This is a genomic window from Breznakibacter xylanolyticus (genome assembly GCF_003254275.1).
GTDB lineage: Bacteria > Bacteroidota > Bacteroidia > Bacteroidales > Marinilabiliaceae > Breznakibacter > Breznakibacter xylanolyticus.
Genome location: NZ_QKZK01000003.1, coordinates 22,517 through 42,273, shown reverse-complemented (window position 1 = coordinate 42,273; position 19,757 = coordinate 22,517). Strand labels below are relative to the sequence as shown.

25 protein-coding genes are annotated in these 19,757 nt (G+C 49.1%); 19 read left to right on the top strand and 6 right to left on the bottom strand.

Features of this window, described 5'->3' with window-relative positions:
- Nucleotides 1-54 precede the first annotated feature (54 nt).
- The 5 genes from prmA to LX69_RS02355 form a co-directional block, all read right to left on the bottom strand.
- On the bottom strand, nt 55-897 hold the full coding sequence (gene prmA / locus LX69_RS02375; protein ID WP_111444221.1) for a 50S ribosomal protein L11 methyltransferase: 843 nt from the start codon (nt 895-897) through the stop codon (nt 55-57).
- 189 nt (nt 898-1,086) lie between these two features.
- Nucleotides 1,087-1,641: an acetate uptake transporter gene (locus tag LX69_RS02370; RefSeq protein WP_111444220.1), complete on the bottom strand. Its 555-nt coding sequence runs from the start codon at nt 1,639-1,641 to the stop codon at nt 1,087-1,089.
- A 322-nt stretch (nt 1,642-1,963) separates the two neighbouring features.
- Nucleotides 1,964-3,502 (bottom strand): OmpP1/FadL family transporter, encoded by a 1,539-nt coding sequence (locus LX69_RS02365; protein WP_111444219.1) that lies wholly within the window; start codon nt 3,500-3,502, stop codon nt 1,964-1,966.
- Between the two features lie 116 nt (nt 3,503-3,618).
- Entirely contained in the window at nt 3,619-5,016 is a 1,398-nt protein-coding gene (locus LX69_RS02360) for a glycoside hydrolase family 71/99 protein (RefSeq protein ID WP_111444218.1), read from the bottom strand.
- A 331-nt stretch (nt 5,017-5,347) separates the two neighbouring features.
- A complete protein-coding gene (locus tag LX69_RS02355) occupies nt 5,348-6,316 on the bottom strand; it encodes a glycoside hydrolase family 43 protein (protein WP_111444217.1) in 969 nt (322 codons plus the stop codon).
- Nucleotides 6,317-6,544: 228 nt separating this feature from the next.
- Here LX69_RS02355 and LX69_RS02350 point away from each other — a divergent pair, with 228 nt between their 5' ends.
- The 17 genes from LX69_RS02350 to LX69_RS02270 all read left to right on the top strand — a co-directional run bounded on the left by LX69_RS02350 (nt 6,545) and on the right by LX69_RS02270 (nt 17,001).
- Complete coding sequence (locus LX69_RS02350; protein ID WP_111444216.1) at nt 6,545-7,159, top strand: DUF134 domain-containing protein; 615 nt, start codon at nt 6,545-6,547, stop codon at nt 7,157-7,159.
- 266 nt (nt 7,160-7,425) lie between these two features.
- The gene (locus LX69_RS02345; protein ID WP_111444215.1) at nt 7,426-7,746 is read left to right on the top strand and encodes a NifB/NifX family molybdenum-iron cluster-binding protein; all 321 of its coding nucleotides are present in this window, start codon (nt 7,426-7,428) and stop codon (nt 7,744-7,746) included.
- Nucleotides 7,747-7,750: 4 nt separating this feature from the next.
- On the top strand, nt 7,751-8,128 hold the full coding sequence (locus LX69_RS02340; protein ID WP_111444214.1) for a pyridoxamine 5'-phosphate oxidase family protein: 378 nt from the start codon (nt 7,751-7,753) through the stop codon (nt 8,126-8,128).
- 56 nt (nt 8,129-8,184) lie between these two features.
- A complete protein-coding gene (locus LX69_RS17490) occupies nt 8,185-8,409 on the top strand; it encodes a DUF5320 domain-containing protein (protein ID WP_146260613.1) in 225 nt (74 codons plus the stop codon).
- A gap of 160 nt (nt 8,410-8,569) precedes the next feature.
- Entirely contained in the window at nt 8,570-8,908 is a 339-nt protein-coding gene (locus LX69_RS02330; RefSeq protein ID WP_111444212.1) for a NifB/NifX family molybdenum-iron cluster-binding protein, read from the top strand.
- A 13-nt stretch (nt 8,909-8,921) separates the two neighbouring features.
- Nucleotides 8,922-9,842: a damage-control phosphatase ARMT1 family protein gene (locus tag LX69_RS02325; protein ID WP_111444211.1), complete on the top strand. Its 921-nt coding sequence runs from the start codon at nt 8,922-8,924 to the stop codon at nt 9,840-9,842.
- Between the two features lie 171 nt (nt 9,843-10,013).
- Entirely contained in the window at nt 10,014-10,874 is an 861-nt protein-coding gene (locus LX69_RS02320) for a nucleotide-binding protein (RefSeq protein WP_111444210.1), read from the top strand.
- A gap of 70 nt (nt 10,875-10,944) precedes the next feature.
- Entirely contained in the window at nt 10,945-11,853 is a 909-nt protein-coding gene (locus LX69_RS02315; RefSeq protein ID WP_170124202.1) for an ATP-binding protein, read from the top strand.
- Nucleotides 11,843-12,352: a peptide deformylase gene (def, locus tag LX69_RS02310; RefSeq protein WP_170124201.1), complete on the top strand. Its 510-nt coding sequence runs from the start codon at nt 11,843-11,845 to the stop codon at nt 12,350-12,352. Before LX69_RS02315 ends, def begins: the two co-directional genes overlap by 11 nt.
- A gap of 171 nt (nt 12,353-12,523) precedes the next feature.
- Complete coding sequence (locus LX69_RS02305; protein ID WP_111444207.1) at nt 12,524-13,363, top strand: Mrp/NBP35 family ATP-binding protein; 840 nt, start codon at nt 12,524-12,526, stop codon at nt 13,361-13,363.
- A 21-nt stretch (nt 13,364-13,384) separates the two neighbouring features.
- Nucleotides 13,385-13,816 carry an acyl-CoA thioesterase gene (locus LX69_RS02300; protein ID WP_111444206.1) on the top strand — a complete coding sequence of 144 codons (432 nt, stop codon included), beginning with the start codon at nt 13,385-13,387 and terminating at the stop codon, nt 13,814-13,816.
- Nucleotides 13,803-14,123 (top strand): hypothetical protein, encoded by a 321-nt coding sequence (locus LX69_RS02295; RefSeq protein WP_111444205.1) that lies wholly within the window; start codon nt 13,803-13,805, stop codon nt 14,121-14,123. Before LX69_RS02300 ends, LX69_RS02295 begins: the two co-directional genes overlap by 14 nt.
- Nucleotides 14,124-14,419: 296 nt before the next feature.
- Complete coding sequence (locus LX69_RS02290; protein ID WP_111444204.1) at nt 14,420-14,764, top strand: type II toxin-antitoxin system RelE/ParE family toxin; 345 nt, start codon at nt 14,420-14,422, stop codon at nt 14,762-14,764.
- A 2-nt stretch (nt 14,765-14,766) separates the two neighbouring features.
- On the top strand, nt 14,767-15,057 hold the full coding sequence (locus LX69_RS02285) for a helix-turn-helix domain-containing protein (RefSeq protein WP_111444203.1): 291 nt from the start codon (nt 14,767-14,769) through the stop codon (nt 15,055-15,057).
- Between the two features lie 101 nt (nt 15,058-15,158).
- A complete protein-coding gene (locus tag LX69_RS02280) occupies nt 15,159-15,638 on the top strand; it encodes a DUF1847 domain-containing protein (protein WP_111444202.1) in 480 nt (159 codons plus the stop codon).
- An 8-nt stretch (nt 15,639-15,646) separates the two neighbouring features.
- Entirely contained in the window at nt 15,647-16,180 is a 534-nt protein-coding gene (locus tag LX69_RS02275; protein WP_111444201.1) for a cob(I)yrinic acid a,c-diamide adenosyltransferase, read from the top strand.
- A 20-nt stretch (nt 16,181-16,200) separates the two neighbouring features.
- Nucleotides 16,201-17,001: an MBL fold metallo-hydrolase gene (locus tag LX69_RS02270; RefSeq protein ID WP_111444200.1), complete on the top strand. Its 801-nt coding sequence runs from the start codon at nt 16,201-16,203 to the stop codon at nt 16,999-17,001.
- A 503-nt stretch (nt 17,002-17,504) separates the two neighbouring features.
- On the opposite strand, the gene LX69_RS02265 is transcribed toward LX69_RS02270, so the two are convergent.
- The gene (locus LX69_RS02265; protein WP_245934919.1) at nt 17,505-18,239 is read right to left on the bottom strand and encodes a DNA-binding domain-containing protein; all 735 of its coding nucleotides are present in this window, start codon (nt 18,237-18,239) and stop codon (nt 17,505-17,507) included.
- A 293-nt stretch (nt 18,240-18,532) separates the two neighbouring features.
- Here LX69_RS02265 and LX69_RS02260 point away from each other — a divergent pair, with 293 nt between their 5' ends.
- Nucleotides 18,533-18,913, top strand: a complete 381-nt coding sequence (locus LX69_RS02260; RefSeq protein ID WP_111444199.1) for a hypothetical protein — start codon at nt 18,533-18,535, stop codon at nt 18,911-18,913.
- Between the two features lie 286 nt (nt 18,914-19,199).
- A complete protein-coding gene (locus LX69_RS02255; RefSeq protein WP_146260611.1) occupies nt 19,200-19,754 on the top strand; it encodes a hypothetical protein in 555 nt (184 codons plus the stop codon).
- Nucleotides 19,755-19,757: the final 3 nt, after the last annotated feature.

Genomic DNA, 19,757 nt, shown 5'->3' with positions numbered 1-19,757 from the left:
CGCCCTGTAAGTTACAAAGCAATGTGATGGAAAGATATAAAAAAATCGCTGGGATTATAGTTTCAAAAGAAAAGCAGGCGCCACCCAACGGTTTTGTTCGCGATGATCGACATAAGTGAGCCCGTTGCGCTGAGCCTCTTGCTGAATCAAGGGCAAGTCTTCGGCATAAAAACCACTCATAATCAACATACCACCGGGCTTCAGCACCGCTACATATTTGACCATATCCTCGAGCAGGATGTTGCGGTTAATGTTAGCCAAAATGACATCATAAGGAAGCATGCCGGATAGAGACGCAGCATCACCCAGTTGAACACTCATGTTGTGAATATGGTTGAGCGAACAGTTTTCGAGGGTATTGTCAACCGACCACTGGTCGATGTCAATGCCCACCACTTCTCTTGCGCCACGCATAGAGGCCAGGATGCCCAGGATGCCGGTACCACAGCCCATATCGAGCACCCGGAGCCCGGTCATGTCGTTGGCCAAAATGTGCTTGAGCATCATGCCGGTGGTTTCGTGATGGCCGGTTCCGAAAGCCATTTTAGGCTCAATGACAATACGATGCGGAATGTGCGGGAACTCGGGATGAAAAGGACCGCGCACCACACACAAGTCATCAATCACGATGGGCTGAAAATAATTCTTCTCCCACTCCTCATTCCAATTCTGGTCAGGTATCTCTTCCACATCATAAGTAAAAGAGACCCCATCAACGGGAATGATTTGCTGCTCGAGGCGCTCGCGCGAGAACAAAGGGCTTTGCACATAGGCTTCAAAGCCGGATTCGGTTTCAACAAAACTCTCGTAATCAATCTCACCCAATTGAGCAACAAAGATGTCGGAAACCGCTTCGGAATAGGGACGCAACGTCACCGTAACTTTCGTGTATGGCATAAACAGTTATAATAACAAAAGAAAAATCGTTTCTATGGGGAAAACACTTTAGAAACGAATTGTAAAAATAGAAAATTAAGAAAACGCACAAAAGTAGCCAATTTCAAACACCAAACGCACATCGGCTACTTGAAATGAAAAAGGCTGTCGATGGTTAGCGACAGCCCTTCAATATCTTACAAAATGGAATTAAGCAATCAGCTTTTTACCCATGGGCAACACCGTTTTTCCGGCCAGGTCGTTGATGATGATACCGGCCATCATGTACCAGGCAGCCAGTGCACACACAATCAAATCAACAGCCGCAATGGTGTTGAAAACCGAATCGCCAAAGTGACCGATTACCAGACCGATGAATCCGATTTCGAGCGTCAAAAAGGTGATGAACATGGCCATGTGAATGCGCATAGAAGCCACCAACATAATGGCCGTATACAACATCCAGGCACCCAGGAAAAATCCCACATCGTGATGATTGGATTCGTAAATTTTGAAATGGTTAAGGATCCAGATAATGCCCAAACCAATCCAGAAAGCACCATAAGCCACAAAGGCACTAAAGCCAAAGTTGTTGCCCATTTTTTGCTCCATAAAACCGGCAATCATCTGAGCCAAGCCTCCAAAAATGATCCCCATGGCCAACACAGGGCCTAACCCAAGCCATCCCAGGTTGTGAAATTGCAATAACAAAGTGGTCAGGCCAAAACCGGCCAGGCCCACAACAGCAGGATTTCCGTTCTTCATCTGTCAATAAATTATTATGAATTTGAGCCGCAAAACTAATGGTTTTTTCCATATCTCCATGGGGTGTTTGTGGTTGATGGAAAGGTTTTTTCGATGATTCAGCACAACATCAATAGGCACAGCAATCCATCAAACACAATGTAACAAAACCATGCATCATCCACAAATGCCCCTTTGGGCGACAATGTGGCTCCACCCCTGACATTGGGCAACGCCCGATGTCATAACGCGATCCTCCCAATCACAATCACCGCCACAAAAATAAAGGGTGCTGCCTTTCGACAACACCCTGAAGCCATTCAATATTAAATAAACTCATCTATTAAAACTTCCATCCAAAGGTCACCGACACCTGGTGATTGTATTGCGACACAGCGACCGGTGACACCGGCTCGAGATAATCATAAACCGAAGCATCGTAATTAAATGCGTAATGATCTTCCTTTTGAGTGGCCATCATGTAAGCCACATCGCAAAAGAAGAAATTGGTGCGATAGCCTAATCCGGCCGAGTAGGTGGTACGAGCCATATCGCTGATGGTGTATTCGCTTTTTATGGGACTACCATAATAACCGGCCCCCAAACGACCTAACAACTGGTCTGTCAGTTTCATTTCAGCACCCACGCGGATAGTATGAGCGGGCTGGTAATAGATAGAGATTGACTGATTAAGCGGATCGGTCACATTATCAATGTCGAAATTACCACCGGCAGGGGTAAACTTGGCTTGCGAATAATCAGTGTATTCATAATCGACACTCACCAGACCACGTTCCATCACACCGGCAATGCTGGCCACAAATTTACCGGGAGTTCGAAACTTATACTCCATATCAGAATAAGGCGAATCAACAATGGCATGATTGTTTTCAGCAGCATGAAAATGCGACACCATTCGTTCGTTGTACTCCTGAGTCACCTGATACCAATTGGGAGTATGGTATGCCAAACCAACACGAAGTTGTTGAATGGGTCGAACAATCACCCCCAACTTTGCATTGATTGAAGTTCCCCTTAAATTGGTATTTCTGTAATATTCAAAATAATCAACATCAAGGGGCCCCACAGCAATCACATCATAATTATTTTGCTCACGATAGGCATTGTTTTCATCATACACCAACGACTGAAAGTTAAGAGAAGCCCCCAATTGGATCAAGTTACTCACGTTCATCCCAAAGGTGAAGGCATATTCGCCGCCATAACCATTCTTCTCAATCTTTTGACGTTGATTGATGGTATTGGGCATCACAATTTGGTTTTGATCGCTGATGTATTCATGAGCTTGATAATATTCCGACTCCATCCCGGGGAGCAAGTCAAGCAAATAAGCATCATAAGCCAATTCGGCACCAAAACTCCCCAGTTGATTGGTGGCCTTGCCGGTTGCATCAATCACAAAACGACTCAGCATAGAACTCTTGAGAGAATTTCCTCCCATGATAAAATTCTGATCAAATCCATTGATGCGGTTGTATCCGATTCCGAAATGAGTGCTCACCACCCCGTTGTTCACTTCGCGCATGGGCATCCAGGTGCCCACGTAACCAATTTGATTGATGGGCAGGTTAAAATGCTCATCATTCATCTTGGTGCCGTGATAATCGGTATAAGTGCCATTGTAGTTGACACCCGTGGTGAAGGCGAACTCCGAAGAGCGATACACACCAATTCCTGCCGGGTTAATGGCAATAGACGACATGTCGCCCCCGAGCGCACCCATGGCACCCCCGAGCGCCACCGAACGAGCCGTCCCATTCATCTGCGTGCGGGACATCAATAAAATATCACTCTCGCCCTGAGCCATCAACAGACCCGAGCACATCAGGAGAGCAGTTGCGGAAAATATGATTCGTTTCATGATTCTTAACGTTTAACCCCATCATCCCCCAAAGGGTGATTTAAGGTGTTTAGTATGGATTTCTTAACACAACAGAAGTAATTATCAAACACAAACAGCTGCATCACCCCAACTTATCAACGACGCGAAGAGCGAGGATTACTGCTACCAGAACTGCTACCGCCACCCGAAGAAGATCCGGAATTCATAGAGCCACCGCCACTGCTGCTACCACCACCGCCATAGCTGCCCGAGCTGCGTGAAGGAGCTGAATAGGATGGAGAAGAAGAGGACTCGCTACGCGAAGGACGGGTGTAAGTACGAGATCCACTACTTCCTGACGAAGCCGGAGGAGTGGTGCTTCCCGATGACTGATAGCGCACCCCGGGAGATGACGACCGGGATGGCGTTGTCACATTGCCAGAGCCGGACGAACGTGTTGGCGCAGAACTACGGGCAGGCGCTTCAGTACGGTTGTATGAGGGTCGCGACGTAGATTGCGGTTGAGAGTATGTCGGGGTATAACTGCGACGTACCGCTCTGTCGTTGGTTCTCGACTCACTTGATGAGGGAGTGCCGGCAGACTTGACAGTTCCACCATTTTGCTGATACGAATCGCGCGATGGACGAGTATAGGTTTGTTGACCATTGCTGATCACGGTATTGCCTTGTTCATCTACCCGGCGAGTTGTAGTCCCGGCGGTACCGGGTCGACTATAACTGTCCCTTGTGGTAGAAGGAGCATACGAATGATTGGTCGCATTGCCACGACGGGGAACCTCGTTGGTATAGGTCCGTCCGCTACCTCCACCGCCAATCGGGTGATGATGATGGCCATAGTAACCACCATAATATCCATGATAAGGATAACCATATCCATACCAAGGATCATACCAGGCAGAATAACCGCCCCAATACCCCCAATTGCGATAATAGGGCCATCCAAAACCAAACGACAACGACCAGCGTGGAGAGGTATAATAATTATAATACCAGGGATTAGACCACGTGGGGAAAGCCCAGGCATAACTCCCGTCTACATACACGTTCCAATTCCAGTTGCTACCGTACACGATTTCGCTATAAAGAGGAGACCAATAAGGCACCCCGGCCAAAGAGCCATGAAACCGAACAATACGTTCGGCATAGTCACGATCCATATCCGACCCATCAAATCCATCGACCCAATAGCCGGTTTCATCATTGGCATAGACCAAGGTATCGACCTCGGAGATGGAATCGTTGGCCAGAATATTGGCATAACGCTCCTGAATGGCATTAAAATCGGCGTTTTGATTCGGAGTTTGAGGGATCTGATCACGTTTCAGTTGAGCCAACTCCCGATCGCTCGTCTTTTGGGCATCACGATCCAGCACGGCGGGTTCATTAAACCGTGAGGCACCGGCCACCTGATCGGTACGGGGATTATAATAAATGTCGTCCACATAACTGTAATCTCCACCCGGGCGGGAAGAGCCACAGCCTGCCGCAACCAGTGCAGCAACGACCAGTGATGTAAAAATGATGTTTTTCATGACATGTCCTCCTGAAACAAATTAAGAAACTCCTAATACAACAAATGCAAATTCTGTACCAACACACAACATCTCGCAAAGTTTAAATAAAGATTCATCAATAAAAGAAGGATACCGGAGTGTGAGAAGAAAAAGATGTGAGAATGATGACGAAAGAAAAGATGAACGGGAACAGAAGCCCCTAACACGTTCATCATTGAACTTCTAAATATTGAAAAAATGCACGATATAAAAGCCTCATTTCAAATACCCTTTCGGGAGACGAAGACACAAAAAAAGGGATGACAGCGACCGACCATCATCCCTCAGGGATAAATTGAGAAAAACCCAATTATCGAATCATGGGCACACCTTTGGTGGTGCGCACCACGGGCTTAATCAAGCCATTTTCGTCATACTCGAGCTTATCGATGCAAACACTGCGCCGAAAAGGACCACCATCGGGCAAACCGGCTGTGTGATAAATAAAATAATCGTTGCCCTTAAAGGTCACAATGGCCTGATGATTGGTGGGCGAATTGGGGATGGTGTCGTTAATCACCCCCTTGTACTCCCAGGGTCCCAGGATACTTTTGCTAATGGCATACTCAATGCGCGATGGATAACCGGCTGAATAGGTAAAATAATAAATGCCGTTGCGTTTGTGAATAAAGGGAGCCTCAAAGAAATTGGTCAAGCCGGGCACATCCACCACAGGGCCATCCAATTCCATCATGTTGTCCTTCATTTTGGCCATTCGCACCTGTCCCCACGACCCCCAGAAGAAATAGACCTGCTTGTCGTCATCGACATACACCGCGGGGTCGATATTGAGAGGGATTGAATTCGCGGTGGTATCGGTGATGATGGGCTCACCAATGGCGTCGTGATAGGGACCGGCAGGATGATCGGCCACGGCAACCCCAATGGCAAATCCCTCGTGCACTTTCACCGACTTATGAACCAATGGCGCATACCACCAAAATTTGCCGTGATTCTCCACCACATGACCGGCAAAAGCATTGGCCGCAGCCCACTTAAAATCTTCGACAGCAAGTTTGCTACCGTGACGCGTCCAATTGACCATATCGGTGGTTGAAAACACATACCATTTCTTCATCAAGAATCCATCTTGCCCTTGAGGAATTTCATCGCTTCCGGTAAAAAGGTAAAGCGTATCGTTGTGCACCAGCGCACAGGGGTCGGCAGTGAGGAGATCAGAAAAGAGGGGGTTTCCGCTGTGAGGGGTTTCGCAGCCTGTTGCAAAAACCAACAAGGACATCCACAACATTGCAACTGATAATTTTGGAATCATCTTCATAACAAAATGGTTTTAAAACAATTGATTATTCATGATTATATCCTCAAAGAAACCTAAACCAATGGCTTTTTCGGAGGAGGAAATGGCAAGATATGGGGATAAATGGATAAAGTAAAGAGAGCTGCACGCAAAAACGAGAAACACTAAACAACTCAATGATTGCTGATTGACATTTATTAACACATTCATTCATCAAAAAAAGGGCAAAACGATTCAAAAAAAGAACAAATGACCATTACTTTTGTTTTGAACATATGCTCATTTAAAATGCCACGTCCCAAACGCATCCGCAAGGTCACCAATCCGCCACACTTCAAAGGATTCAAGCCAATTGGCTTATCAGATGAAAGCCCGGTGACCCTGAACTATGAAGAATACGAATCGATTCGACTCAGTGATTTTGACCAATTGGGTCAAGTGGAGGCTGCCGCAATCATGCAAGTCTCACGCCCAACTTATGCCCGCATTTATGAAACTGCCCGCCGCAAAATCGCAGAGGCCTTTATCACCGGAAAGCCCATCTTGTTTGAGGGAGGAAAAGTCTTTTTTGACAGTGAATGGTATGGATGCAACCGATGTGGTTGTTGGTTCAATCATCCCGAAAAGGATATCCCGGTAACGCACTGCGCCCTTTGCCACTCAAAGGATATCATGCAATACAATGAACAAGACACATCAGCAACAGACACCTGCCCGGAATGCCACAAGCAGCTTGAACGCGAACAAGGCATGCCGGGTCACACACGTTATTGCCCCGATTGCGGACAAATGACCCACCATGACAAACAGTTAAAAGGAAACCACATGAAACGATGCCAACAGCATCGAAATCACAAAGCATGAAGGCTGGAAGAGAGGGGAAGAGGGGAAGAGTGGAGAAGTTTAGGAGTGGAGGAGTTTAGGGTTGTGTGGGGTGAAATGGGGAGTCTCATGAACAAATACAATCGCAGCAAATTAAATAATTAACAAAAACACATAGACATGTAACGAGCCATAAACGAACCTTTCTCACACAGAGGGATGATTATTGGCAAGTTCCACCAGATCATTAAGAAGAACAACACCCTCAAGTCCCCCTTTGGGGGATTAGGGGGCTAAATTATAAACATATGAAAGTAGCCATTACATCGACCGACAACAGCCTGACTGCTAAATTAGACAGTCGTTTTGGACGTTGTTCATTTTTTGCCATTTACGATACCGAAAGTCAGGGAATAGAATTCATCCCCAACCCCAACAAAGATGCGGTAGAAGGTGCCGGACCGGCAGCCGTACAACTGGTAGCATCCAAAGGGGCAAAAAAATTGGTTTCCGGAGAATTTGGCAACAAAGTCAAAAACCTGACCGACAGCCTTCAAATTCAACTGGTGATGATCAACGATCAGGAGAAAACCATCCAGGAAATCATCGACCTGCTAAAACAATCATAAGGCCATGCAAGCACTCAATCAGGAAGTCATTGAAGCCTGGGAAAACAGAGAGGGGGCCATTGTATTGACAACCATTTCGCCCGAAGGGATTCCCAATGCGATATATGCAGGCTGTGTGTATCTGCACGAGAACAAACAAATTGTAGTAGCCGACAACTATTTCAATAAAACCAAACAAAACATTGAGAACGGCAGCAAAGGATCCATTCTTTTCCTCACCAAGGAGCGAAAATCGTACCAACTCAAAGGAACCTTTAGCTATCATCATCAAGGCCCTCTATATGAGGAAATGAAGCGCATCAACCCACCCCAACATCCGGGGCATGCAGCTGTGGCTCTTCACATTGAAGAGGTTTACAAAGGAGCCGAACGATTAAACTAACATCCTGCCGAGGCAGGAGAACATCGAAATATTCACTTTAAAAAAAGGAGGTCATTATGCCCGGATTAAACAGAAGAGGCCCTCAAGGCGAAGGCGCCATGACCGGCAGACGAATGGGGCGTTGCAATCCCGACAACAAGGGACTCAGCAATGACGAAATCATGAGCAAACGCTCAAGTGAAACGCCCTTGCGACTCCATTTAGGCCGTGGCACCGGAGCCGGATTAGGCCGTGGACGCAGCATGGGTAAAGGCAATGGACACGGACATGGCATGAGATAATGTTCGTGCAATAAAAAAAGGGAGTGTGACAGTGTGGGTGATAACGAGTCATCGTGATGCAAAACAAACCGTATTCACAGCATTTCAATCACTCCCATTTTTTGGAACATCGTAAACAAAACAACAAAGAACAAACTACTACTAAACAACACCACACATCATGAAACGAAGCATTGCCATCCCCTTAGCAAACGGACAACTATGTTCGCATTTTGGCCACTGCCAACAATTTGCCATCATCAACATCGACAACCATGAGATTACCAACGAAGCATTAATCACCCCTCCTCCCCACGAACCGGGTTTATTACCGGCATGGCTGGCCAACAAGGGCGTTACCGATGTCATTGCCGGAGGCATGGGGCAACGTGCCATTCAACTTTTTAATGCACAAAACATTAAGGTTAACGTAGGCGTTCAACCCAAATCGCCTAAAGAACTGGTACTCGACTGGATGAACAACCGTCTCACCGTGGGTGCCAATTCATGTGACCATTAACACGTCAACATCCATGATATCAGACTACCGGTGTCACTTTTGCATGATGCGTGCCTTTGAACGCCTCCTGAACGAAAGTCAGCTGACCAGCAACGACAAGACACGCTTTACCATTGAGACGGCCAAGCTGACAGCACAGTTAAGCGACCAATTCTCGGCTCCGGCTTACGCCCGTGACTTGCATGCGTTATTAAAAAGTTACACAAAAGATCCCGACCCCTATCAAAAGGTCAAGAAGGAGAGCAACGATTTGGTGATGAGCTTATACCCCAAGCTCAAAAAGCAAATCATCGACTCAGACAATCCGTTCTCCACTGCATTGCGGCTGGCCATCGCCGGTAACATCATTGACTTTGCCGTGGGCAACAGTCATGATATCCGCGCCACCATTGAGCGGGTGCTCACCAGTGATTTTGCCATTGACCATTCGAGTCAACTCAAAACAGCAATTTCCAATGCAGAATCCATCTTATATCTGGGAGATAACTGCGGTGAGATAGTGACCGACAAACTTTTTATAGAACACCTGATGCATCCTCATTTAACGTATGCCGTGCGAGGATCAGCCGTGATTAATGACGCCACCCTTGAGGACACCGAGTACATTGGAATGCACCATGTGGCCGACGTCATCAGCAATAGTTACGATGCGCCATCCACCATCTTACCGTCCTGCTCCGATGAATTCAAGCATGCCTTTGCGTCAGCAGACGTGATTATTTCAAAAGGACAAGGAAATTTTGAAGGATTATGGGGCAAAACCGACAAGCGCGTCTTCTTTTTATTGATGATTAAATGCGATGTCATCGCCGAGGTGCTCAACCTGAAAAAAGGTGACTTTGTGGTGATTGACAATCACACGATACATGGCGACAGACATCAAGACCCGATGTCGATGGATGATACAAAGCTGACAACACACGTCACCAGCTAAAGCAAGACCGAACAACATTCTAAAACATCTGACTATAAATTCTGCACACAAAAGGAGGACAATGGTGAGAATTGCAAAGGATGACAAAGCGTTAGTCCGGTTGACACACCCTATTTAAACACGAAAACCACAACTCACCCTTAAGAGCATGAGGGGTTAAATGATAAACAGATGAAAATAGCCATTGCCAGCGGAAAAGGCGGAACCGGAAAAACCTTCGTCACCAACAACCTCTATTACACCCTGCTCAAACAAGGCAAAAAGGTACACATTGTGGATTGCGACTCGGAGGAACCCAACGTGGGAGAATTCATCAGCGGCCACATCACCCAAACGCAGGAAGTGTTTCAAAACATCCCGGTCATTGATGCAACACAATGCATCTACTGTGGCAAGTGCTATGAATATTGCAGTTACAATGCCATTGTTTATCTCCCGATGGGTCCCTTCATACAAGCCATTGGCGAGCTGTGTCACGACTGCGGCGCCTGCAGCCTGATGTGCGAAACGGGTGCCATTACAGAAATACCGCGTCGACTGGGCACCATTACCCACATCGATGTCACCGGGCAGGGTACGATGACCGAATTGCGAGCCGACATAGGCGTGTACACACCCGTGCCCATTCTCAAAAAAGCACTGAGCCAAATCACCGATGACACGCTCAACCTGCTGGATTCACCTCCGGGTATTTCGTGCCCATTTATTGCCACCGCCGATCAGGCCGACTTTTTGGTTTTGGTCACCGAGCCAACCCCCTTTGGACTCAATGACCTGAAACTGACGGTGGAAACACTTCGCGAATTAAAGAAACCATTCGGGGTGGTCATTAACCGGGCAGGACTTGGAGACAACACTCTGTACCAATGGCTGCAAGCAGAGCAAATTCCCTTGCTGCTCGAAATCCCCTTTGACCGCGAAATTGCACGCATCTACTCCGAAGGACAAATATTAGTGAACTGCAATGAAGACTACCTGAAACAGTTTGAACAATTGATCACGAACATCAACGCCTACATTCCCATTTCATAGTTCCGGCAGGCTCAACAAGGCATAAACTAATAAAGAAATCTTCTTCACACCCCCACTCCATTATATGCCAATGATTGAAATATCGATCCTTAGCGGCAAAGGCGGCACCGGCAAGACCAGCCTGAGTGCAGCATTTGCCACCCTGCAACACAACATCACGGTGGCCGATTGCGACGTGGATGCGGCCAACCTGCACATTGTGCTCAACCCGGTGAACACCACCGACGAGTCGTTCACCACCGGCTACAAAGCGATACTGGATGCGGACAAATGCACCCAATGCGGCTTGTGTGTTGACTTTTGCCGATTCAACGCCATTGGCTGGAAAGACGATCAAGTGGTCATCAACGAGACCTATTGCGACGGATGCAAACTATGCTCACGGTTATGCCCCAACGAAGCCATCACCATGATACCAAGCGACAAAAGCCATTGGTTCAGCGGCACCTATCGCAACGGACTGATGGTGCATGCCCGACTGGCACCCGGCGAAGAAAATTCGGGCAAGCTGGTGGCGGTGGTGCGCGATCAGGCGCGCAAGGCAGCCGAAGCGGCCCATCATCAGACCATTATTATTGATGGCCCTCCGGGTATCGGATGCCCGGTAATTTCGTCCATGACGGGCGCACAGGTGGCGGTGATTGTGACCGAGCCGAGCCGCTCGGGCTTTCACGACATGAAACGCATCATCGAAGTGGCACAAAACTTCAACATTCAATGTTGCGTGGTCATCAACAAATATGACCTGAACATACACATGACTGAAGAGATTGAACAATGGTGCCGCGATCACCACATATCATTGGCCGGCAATTTACCCTTTGATGCCCAAGTGGTGCAAGCCATGCTCAACTGTAAAAGCATTGTGGAGTGGCAACCCAATGGATCAACCACCAAGGCGGTGATGCAGATATGGCAACATCTGCAACAACTCATTCATGTATCAGGAAAAGAAGCAATCAACCACCATGCTCAATAGAATATTCAAATACGGGTCAGCCGTGCTGCGCAGGCAGGCCGAAGAAATCGGCTCCGAAACAAACACCCAAACACTGTCGGCCGAGATGTTTGCCATGCTCAAGAAATGTGGCGGCATTGGGTTGGCCGCGCCGCAGGTAGGCATCTCGCGACGCATCTTCGTCATCGACACCACCCCCATGGCCGACGAAGGCATTGCCCCCTACGAGCAGTGCTACGTGAACCCACAAATTGTGTCGACAAGCGACAAGCAGAGTTACTACACCGAGGGGTGCATGAGCATTCCCGACATTTACGAAGACGTGCTGCGTCCCGAAAGCGTGCAGGTGCGCTACACCACCCTCACGGGCGAGACGGTGCACGAAGAGCTGGACGGCATCAGGGCACGCATCTTTCAACACGAATACGACCATTTGGACGGCATCCTGTTCATCGACAAACTCAGCCCCCTGAAACGGAAGCTCATTGCAGGCAAGCTGAAACGACTCATGGATCGATGAGAGAGATAAGAAGACGTCAGACAATGAGACAGAGGATGAGATGAGGGAAAATGTTTAGATTCATTTTCTTAGTCTAATCTTTCTGTCTGACGTCTAATCATCTTCGTGTCTCACATCCGAACATCATTCACAAAACGACATTGATATCACATCAAAAACAGCATCATCAACATGGAAAAGATCACACTACCCGGCATCAAAAACCTCATCATTGTGGCCTCGGGCAAAGGAGGCGTGGGCAAATCGACTGTTGCGGCAGGCCTGGCGCTGCGTCTGGCCATGGAAGGCTTCAAGACCGGCATCATGGACGGCGATATTTACGGGCCGTCAATCCCCACACTGTTCAACATGGGCAACCAAACACCGGACTACCATCAGGAAGAGGGCAAGACACGCATCGTCCCCTTCGAGAAGTTTGGCATCAAGGTGATGTCCATTGGCTTTTTGGTAGAACCCGAGAAAGCCATTTTGTGGCGGGGCCCCCTGGCCTCTAACGGGCTTAAGCAAATACTCACCGACACGGCCTGGGGTGAGCTCGACTATTTGATTGTGGACACCCCTCCCGGCACCGGCGACATTCACCTGACACTGCTGCAACAATTCACGGCCAAAGGCGTGATCATGGTCACCACCCCGCAGGCCGTGGCCATTGCCGATGTGCAAAAAGCCATCGCCATGTTTCAGGATCCGCACGTGGGCGTGCCGGTGATGGGCGTGGTGGAAAACATGGCCTGGTTCAGCCCATCGGCACACCCCGACGAAAAGTACCTGCTGTTTGGCCAGGGCGGTGGGGCCAAAATGGCCGCTCAGTTCAACATCCCCCTGCTGGCGCAAATACCCATGAGCGAAACCATGTGCGAGACCTGCGACACGGGCAAGCTGGAACGCTTGTTTGAACACCCTGGCGTGAAAGCCGCCTTTGACCAACTGGTGGATGGCATCCTCAACCCCCGCATGCTGTTTAAGGGCAGTGTGAAGGCAGCCAACGGCAAAAGCTTCTTGCTCAAATAACATCATCATAATAAAAGAAAGATGATTGAACACGTCTCCTATTTCAGAGTGATGTATCCCGACACAGACAAGATGGGCACCGTGCATCACTCGAACTACGCCCGATACTACGAAACGGCTCGCTGGGAGCTGTTTCGTGCCATTGGCATTCCCTACCAGATGATTGAAACGGCCGGTTACATGATGCCTGTCATCAGCATGAACATGCGCTTTCTCAAAACCACCCGTTACGACGAGCAACTGACCGTGCGCACCTGTCTGAAAGGCATCCGTGGCCCACGCGTCAGCTTCTCGTACAAGCTTTACAATACCAACAGCGAACTGATTAACGAAGCCGACACCGAACTGGCCTTTGTCAAAAGCGACACCTTTAAGCCCTGCGCGGTACCGCCGTTCGTCACCAACGCCATTCAAAAACACCTGTTACACTCATCGACCCATGCAAGCAATTAACCTGTGCCCCATTGGCATTGTGAAAGAAACCATCGAAGCCGGGCACGACGCCGAGCGAAACAGCGAAACCATCATTGAGCTCACCTCGCAATTCACCCAAAGCTGGATACCGCCCAAGCAGCTGTCGCACCTCAACGTGGTATATGTCGACACATCGCAGTCATCGCCCACTCCGGGCATAGGCATCACCACGGGCTGCGTTTTAGAGCGCGACCAGCACAGCATCCGCCTTCGCGGCGAGATGATTCCCCGGCAGGCTCGCATCCTTCATTTGCAACCCTTTGTGGCACCGTACGATGTTTTTTAAAACCGGAAACGAAATCAGGAGATTTGTTTCAATCGTGTTTAGTTAAGAAAAAGCCCCATCGGGGTCAAACATCGGTAGCATTGGATGGAATCGGTTACCTCTCGCCCCAATCGGGGCGAAAGATGATTGGCTTACCTTCTTCTACCGAGCTTTGGTGCCCAAAGGCACCATCAAAGAACTCGAGAAGTCAACTCCGATCAATATTTTGAGACATGAAAATTGGTTGTAATAGATGCACCCGCAGAAATTTGATGAACAGACTTTGATAAAGTAAACCCACTAGTTAACTTTGAGCCATGATTAGAAGAGTCATCACATACAAGGATAACTTTGTAAACTTCTATAAAAGTCAAGATTCAAAGATTCAGGAGAAAATTGAATACGTTCTTGATTTAGTAAGATTTGAAAGACAAGTACCCAATAAGTTTTATAAAATACTTGAAAACACGGATGGTATTTGGGAAGTCAGAGTCATCACAACCTTCAAGAGCATTCGAATCTTATGCTTTCAAGACAAGGGCGACCTTGTAGTGCTGACCAATTGCTTTGTAAAGAAAACTCAAAAAACGCCACAGAAAGAAATAAAACTGGCTAAACGATTAAAGGAAGCGTATTTAAACGAGAAATATGGAGGGAAATAAAAATGAAAAACGTCACTGATTTTGAAGACCTGTTAAAAGAGAAGTATGGAGAAAAAGGGACTCCGACCCGAGATAAATACGATGCCGAATCGTTAGCATTCAGGCTTGGGGTGATGCTCAAAGAAGCCCGAAAAGAAGCTCAAATCACGCAAGAAGAACTTGCCGAAAAAACAGGTACCAAAAAGAGCTATATCTCAAGAATAGAACGGGGACAAAGCGATATTCAGATTTCGACATACTACAAATTGATTGAATTAGGTTTAGGAAAACATCTTCACATCTCAATTGGATAAACAAATTGTGATATTCATCAGAAAACCCTTGTCTGGTCATACATCCCCTACAGGGTTAAAATCTTTGCCCCATCACATTATAACACACCACACACACCATCATGACCACCGAACAGCAAAAAGCCTTATACACCGCCCACGACCTCCACATCATGCGTTTGGCCGAAGCAGCACGCCTGCCAGGTAAGAACCGCATTTTGGAACTGATGAACTACGCCCGTCTGGCCGGCATCCGTCGCATTGGCATTGCCAATTGCATCAGCCTGCAAAAGGAAGCCGACGCCCTCAAAAGCATCCTCGAACAGGAGTTTGAGGTGGTGGCCATCGACTGCAAAGTGGCCAAACTAACCACAGCCGAACTGCTTGACACAGATGCCAGAGGCATTTCGTGCAACCCGGCAGCACAGGCGGCGCTGTTGGCCGAAGCCAAAACCGAACTCAACGTGTCAGTAGGGTTGTGCATGGGGCACGACATGGTGTTTGCGAGTCACTCGCACAGCCCCGTCACCACGCTCATTGTCAAAGATCGCGCACACCGTCATAACCCCTGCATGGCGCTGTCGGCCGAAATGCAATACTAACCCCGCCCATGCAACCCCACACCCCCACACAAGGCTACATACACCTGTACACCGGCAACGGCAAGGGAAAAACCACGGCGGCCATCGGCCTGTCGGTGCGAGCTGCTGGTGCCGGCAAACGCGTCTTCATCGGGCAGTTTGTCAAGGGCATGCCCTATGCCGAGCTCGATGCCCTAAAGGCCCTCGCCTCCCACATCACCATTCGCCAATACGGACGCGACTGCTTTATCAACAACGCCCCCACCCCGCCCGACATTGAAGCGGCACAAAAGGGACTGGCCGAGATGACCGCCATTGTGTGCTCGGGAGCCTACGACGTGGTGGTGCTCGACGAAATATGCATTGCCCTGTATTACCGCCTCTTTAGCCTCGAAGCCGTGCTGCACCTCATCGACAGCAAGCCCGCAGCCACCGAGCTGGTGCTCACGGGACGTTACGCCCCCCGCGAACTGGTGGACAGGGCGCATCTGGTGACCGAGATGCAGGACATCAAACACTATTACCGCCAGGGCGTAGAAGCCCGCAAAGGCATTGAGTTTTAACTTACAAAACCACGACAAGCATGCGCATAGTGACCCTCATCGAAAACCTGGTGTACAAACAAGGACTGGGCGCCGAACACGGCCTCTCATTTTACATGGAGACGCACGGACGCAAAATCCTTTTCGACACCGGACAAACCGGCCAGTTTATGAAAAACGCCCAAACCCTGGGCATTGACATCACCGACATCGACACCGTCATCATCAGCCACGGCCATTACGACCACACCGGGGGGCTCTACCCCTTTTTGCTGGCCAACAGTCGCGCCAAGGTGTACATCAAGGAAGAAGCCTTTTTGCGCAAATACAACGGCCCCAAGCGGTTCATTGGCGTGCCCTTCGACCAGGCCATGCTGGAGCATCGCATCGAATACGTCAAGGAGATTACCCAGGTGGCACCGCAACTGTTCATCATGCCCGGCATTGCCATCCGCCACCCGCAGGACACCAACTTTGGCAACTTTAAAATCAGCTATCCCGGCGGCTTTGCCAACGACGAGTTTGATGACGAGCTGTACCTGTGTCATACCGACGGCCAAGCAATGAGCATCATCACCAGCTGCTCGCATCGTGGCATCAGCAACATCATTGATGGGGCGGTGGCACACTTTAAACTGCCTGTGGATTTGATATTGGGCGGATTTCACATCAAGGAGTGCGGCCCCGAGCAGTTTGAGGTGATCATGACCTGTCTCGAGCGCCATCACCCTCGTCGCATTGGCGCCTGCCACTGCACCGGCGTGGAGAAGTTTGCCGACATGAAACAACGCTTGGGCAAGGGCGTGTTTTACAACTTCACGGGGCACGAAATCACCCTTTGAGAGGTCATGGGCAGGGAAGGCAACGCCTGCGGAGGTGTCAAAAGGTCGTTGGGGGAAACCTGTTTTCGGCATGAGTCATCGGGTCATGACATCTGGCAATCAACGATCGTGTCACCGAGTTGCACCCGGGAAACACCGAGTTGCACTGAGATTCATTCAGTGCGACCTTTTCATCAGTGAATCACAGGGCACTCTCGACATCACCCGATGTAACAATCAGCATCACTCATGCCCCCCTTGCTGAAAGACGACGTGAATTGGTCTTTCATAGACGCATCAAACATGACACCGGCGTCCTTCATCCTACCAACGAACTAGCGACACACCATGCGTTTCCCACCTCAAGATGCATCCCACGGGCGTGGGAAACACTTTCCCATGGACGTGGGAATCGCTTTCCCATGGGCGTGGGAATCGCTTTCCCATAGGCGTGGGAATCGCTTTCCCATGGACGTGGGACACGATTGTTGACGTGACAACCGGGGTCACACAACCATCAATGCCTATATAACGCTCAACACCATACCGAAGGTTGCCATCCGCAAACCTTTCAATGTCACGTTCTTTCCATATTGCGTTTTCACCATCAGGCGGTAAGTTCCTGCAGTCAGCGGGGGAACCACCACAATGAGTTCCGAGGGTTTATTGATCACCACATCTGAGGGATCCACCGGTATTGCCTGGCCCGAGGGTTCGTGCACAAAATAAACGCCCACCTCGGCATGGGTGCCCTCGAGCTTGATTTTGCTCCCTTTAATTTTGATGTTTCGCAGGGGAGTGATGACATCGTTCACCGACCCGGTTCTCACATCAGTCACCTGCACGATTTCGGCACCCGATTCGGCCACCCCCAGAATGTCGACCTTCACATGGGGCAGCAATTGGCGCAATAAGTCGCCCTGAGTGAACTGAAACAGCAAGGCGTGTTTATTCGCATCAAAAGTCTCTACAGGGCTGTTGAATACCCCTTTCACCTGTGGCGCTGCCGTGAAATAGCCCGTATTAATGCTAAACCCGTCGCACAGCAAATAAGACATCTCCCTGAGAAATAGTTCAACCCCATGCTGAATGGTTTGAGCCGGCATATCGGCGTGCCCCCTCATGGCGGCCGACTTGCAAACATCAGCCACCGACAGCGACGATTCGCTGGATACCCGGGCAATGTAATCATTGGGAGTGTCCGAAAGGACATTGTCGTGAAGGTAAGCCTTCACACTGTGCTTCACTGTTATTTCCATGTTATAATTGTTTGATGTAAATAATCGTCAACAGTCAATGGTGATAGTTTGGCACGATGAAACGAACCATGAATACATCTTTCATCACACAGACGAAGATGATGATTGGCGAGTGCCATGTAGCCATTGAATCACATATTTTAAACACATGAAAATAATGAATTACTCCGTCACAACCCGCACCGTTAGAAAATATGATCATCACACGCCCGCTCCCCCATGCTTCTTATTTTTATTAATTCTTAACAAGCCCACATAATGACCGTTTGACAAAACATCTTACATTTGCAGCGATGTATCAGGTAAAACGCACATATCGCCAATGGTTGCAGTCGCTGCTGCCCCTCGTGCTGGGGGTGCTGTTTGTGACTTATTACGGTGGCACATCCATGTTTTACCACACCCACTCGGTCGATGGGGTGACCGTGACGCACTCCCACCCGTTTCAAAAGGGAGCCAACGACGATGCGTCGAACACCACCCACCATCACACCAAGGATGCCCTGCAACTGATTCAGCTTTTGAATCAAACCACCTGGGAAGCCTCATCCACCCCCTTGCTGGTACCTGCACCGGCTTACCTCGAAATTAGCACGCAACAACCCGTCACGGTTGAGTGCATCAAAACCCGTCATCTTCGTTATTTATCGCTCCGAGCTCCTCCGGCTTGCTGATCACAAAACGCTAAACGCTGAGTCTTCGCTTAGCGCACTTGGCGCAATCTTCGCGTCTTGGCGGTAAGAATTAACCGCTAATCGACGAAGTCGCTTGGCATAGCCAAGAAAGGGCGCAAAGGATTGACATAGCGATCCCGGCAGAATGACTGCGTCTTCGCGTCTCAGCGTTTAATCATCTAACGGGCACACGCCGTTTATCACCATTCCATTTAAGAACAAGGTGTCAACAGACCTGCTTTAATTCAAAGCATGCGACATGTTGTGCACACAAATCACTTGCAACATGCGTTACCTCATTTTGCTCATGGGCATGATGTGCCTGGGTGCATCGGCACAGCAACAGGCATGCGGCGTTTACCGCACGGTCACCGATTACGAGCAACAACAACTGCTCCCCTTTGCCCATGCCGGTGCTCACCACCACTGCAACAGCATTCACACCCAATCGTTACACATCGTCACCCCGCAAGGGCAACAACAGGTGCCAGCCGATAGCATTTATGCCATCCGCAAATGCAACGGCACGGTGTACCGCATGTGGCAAGGCGCCCCTTATCGACTGCTGGGCTCGGGCCACATCAACCTCTATGCCCGTCAATGCCGTCAATGGAAGCACTGCCGAAGGGGACATCGCATGCGCATGATGCCGCAAACCGTCGAGACCCATTATTTCAGCATCGGGAACAAGGGCGACATCGTCCCCCTCACCACCGGCAACCTCACGCAAATGCCGGGCGAACGCTTCTCCCCTCACCTGCACCTTTTCCCTTCAAACCAAAGCCGGCTCAACAAAGACGAAGCCGGCAATTACCTTGTTATTCAACTATTAAAACAATAACCA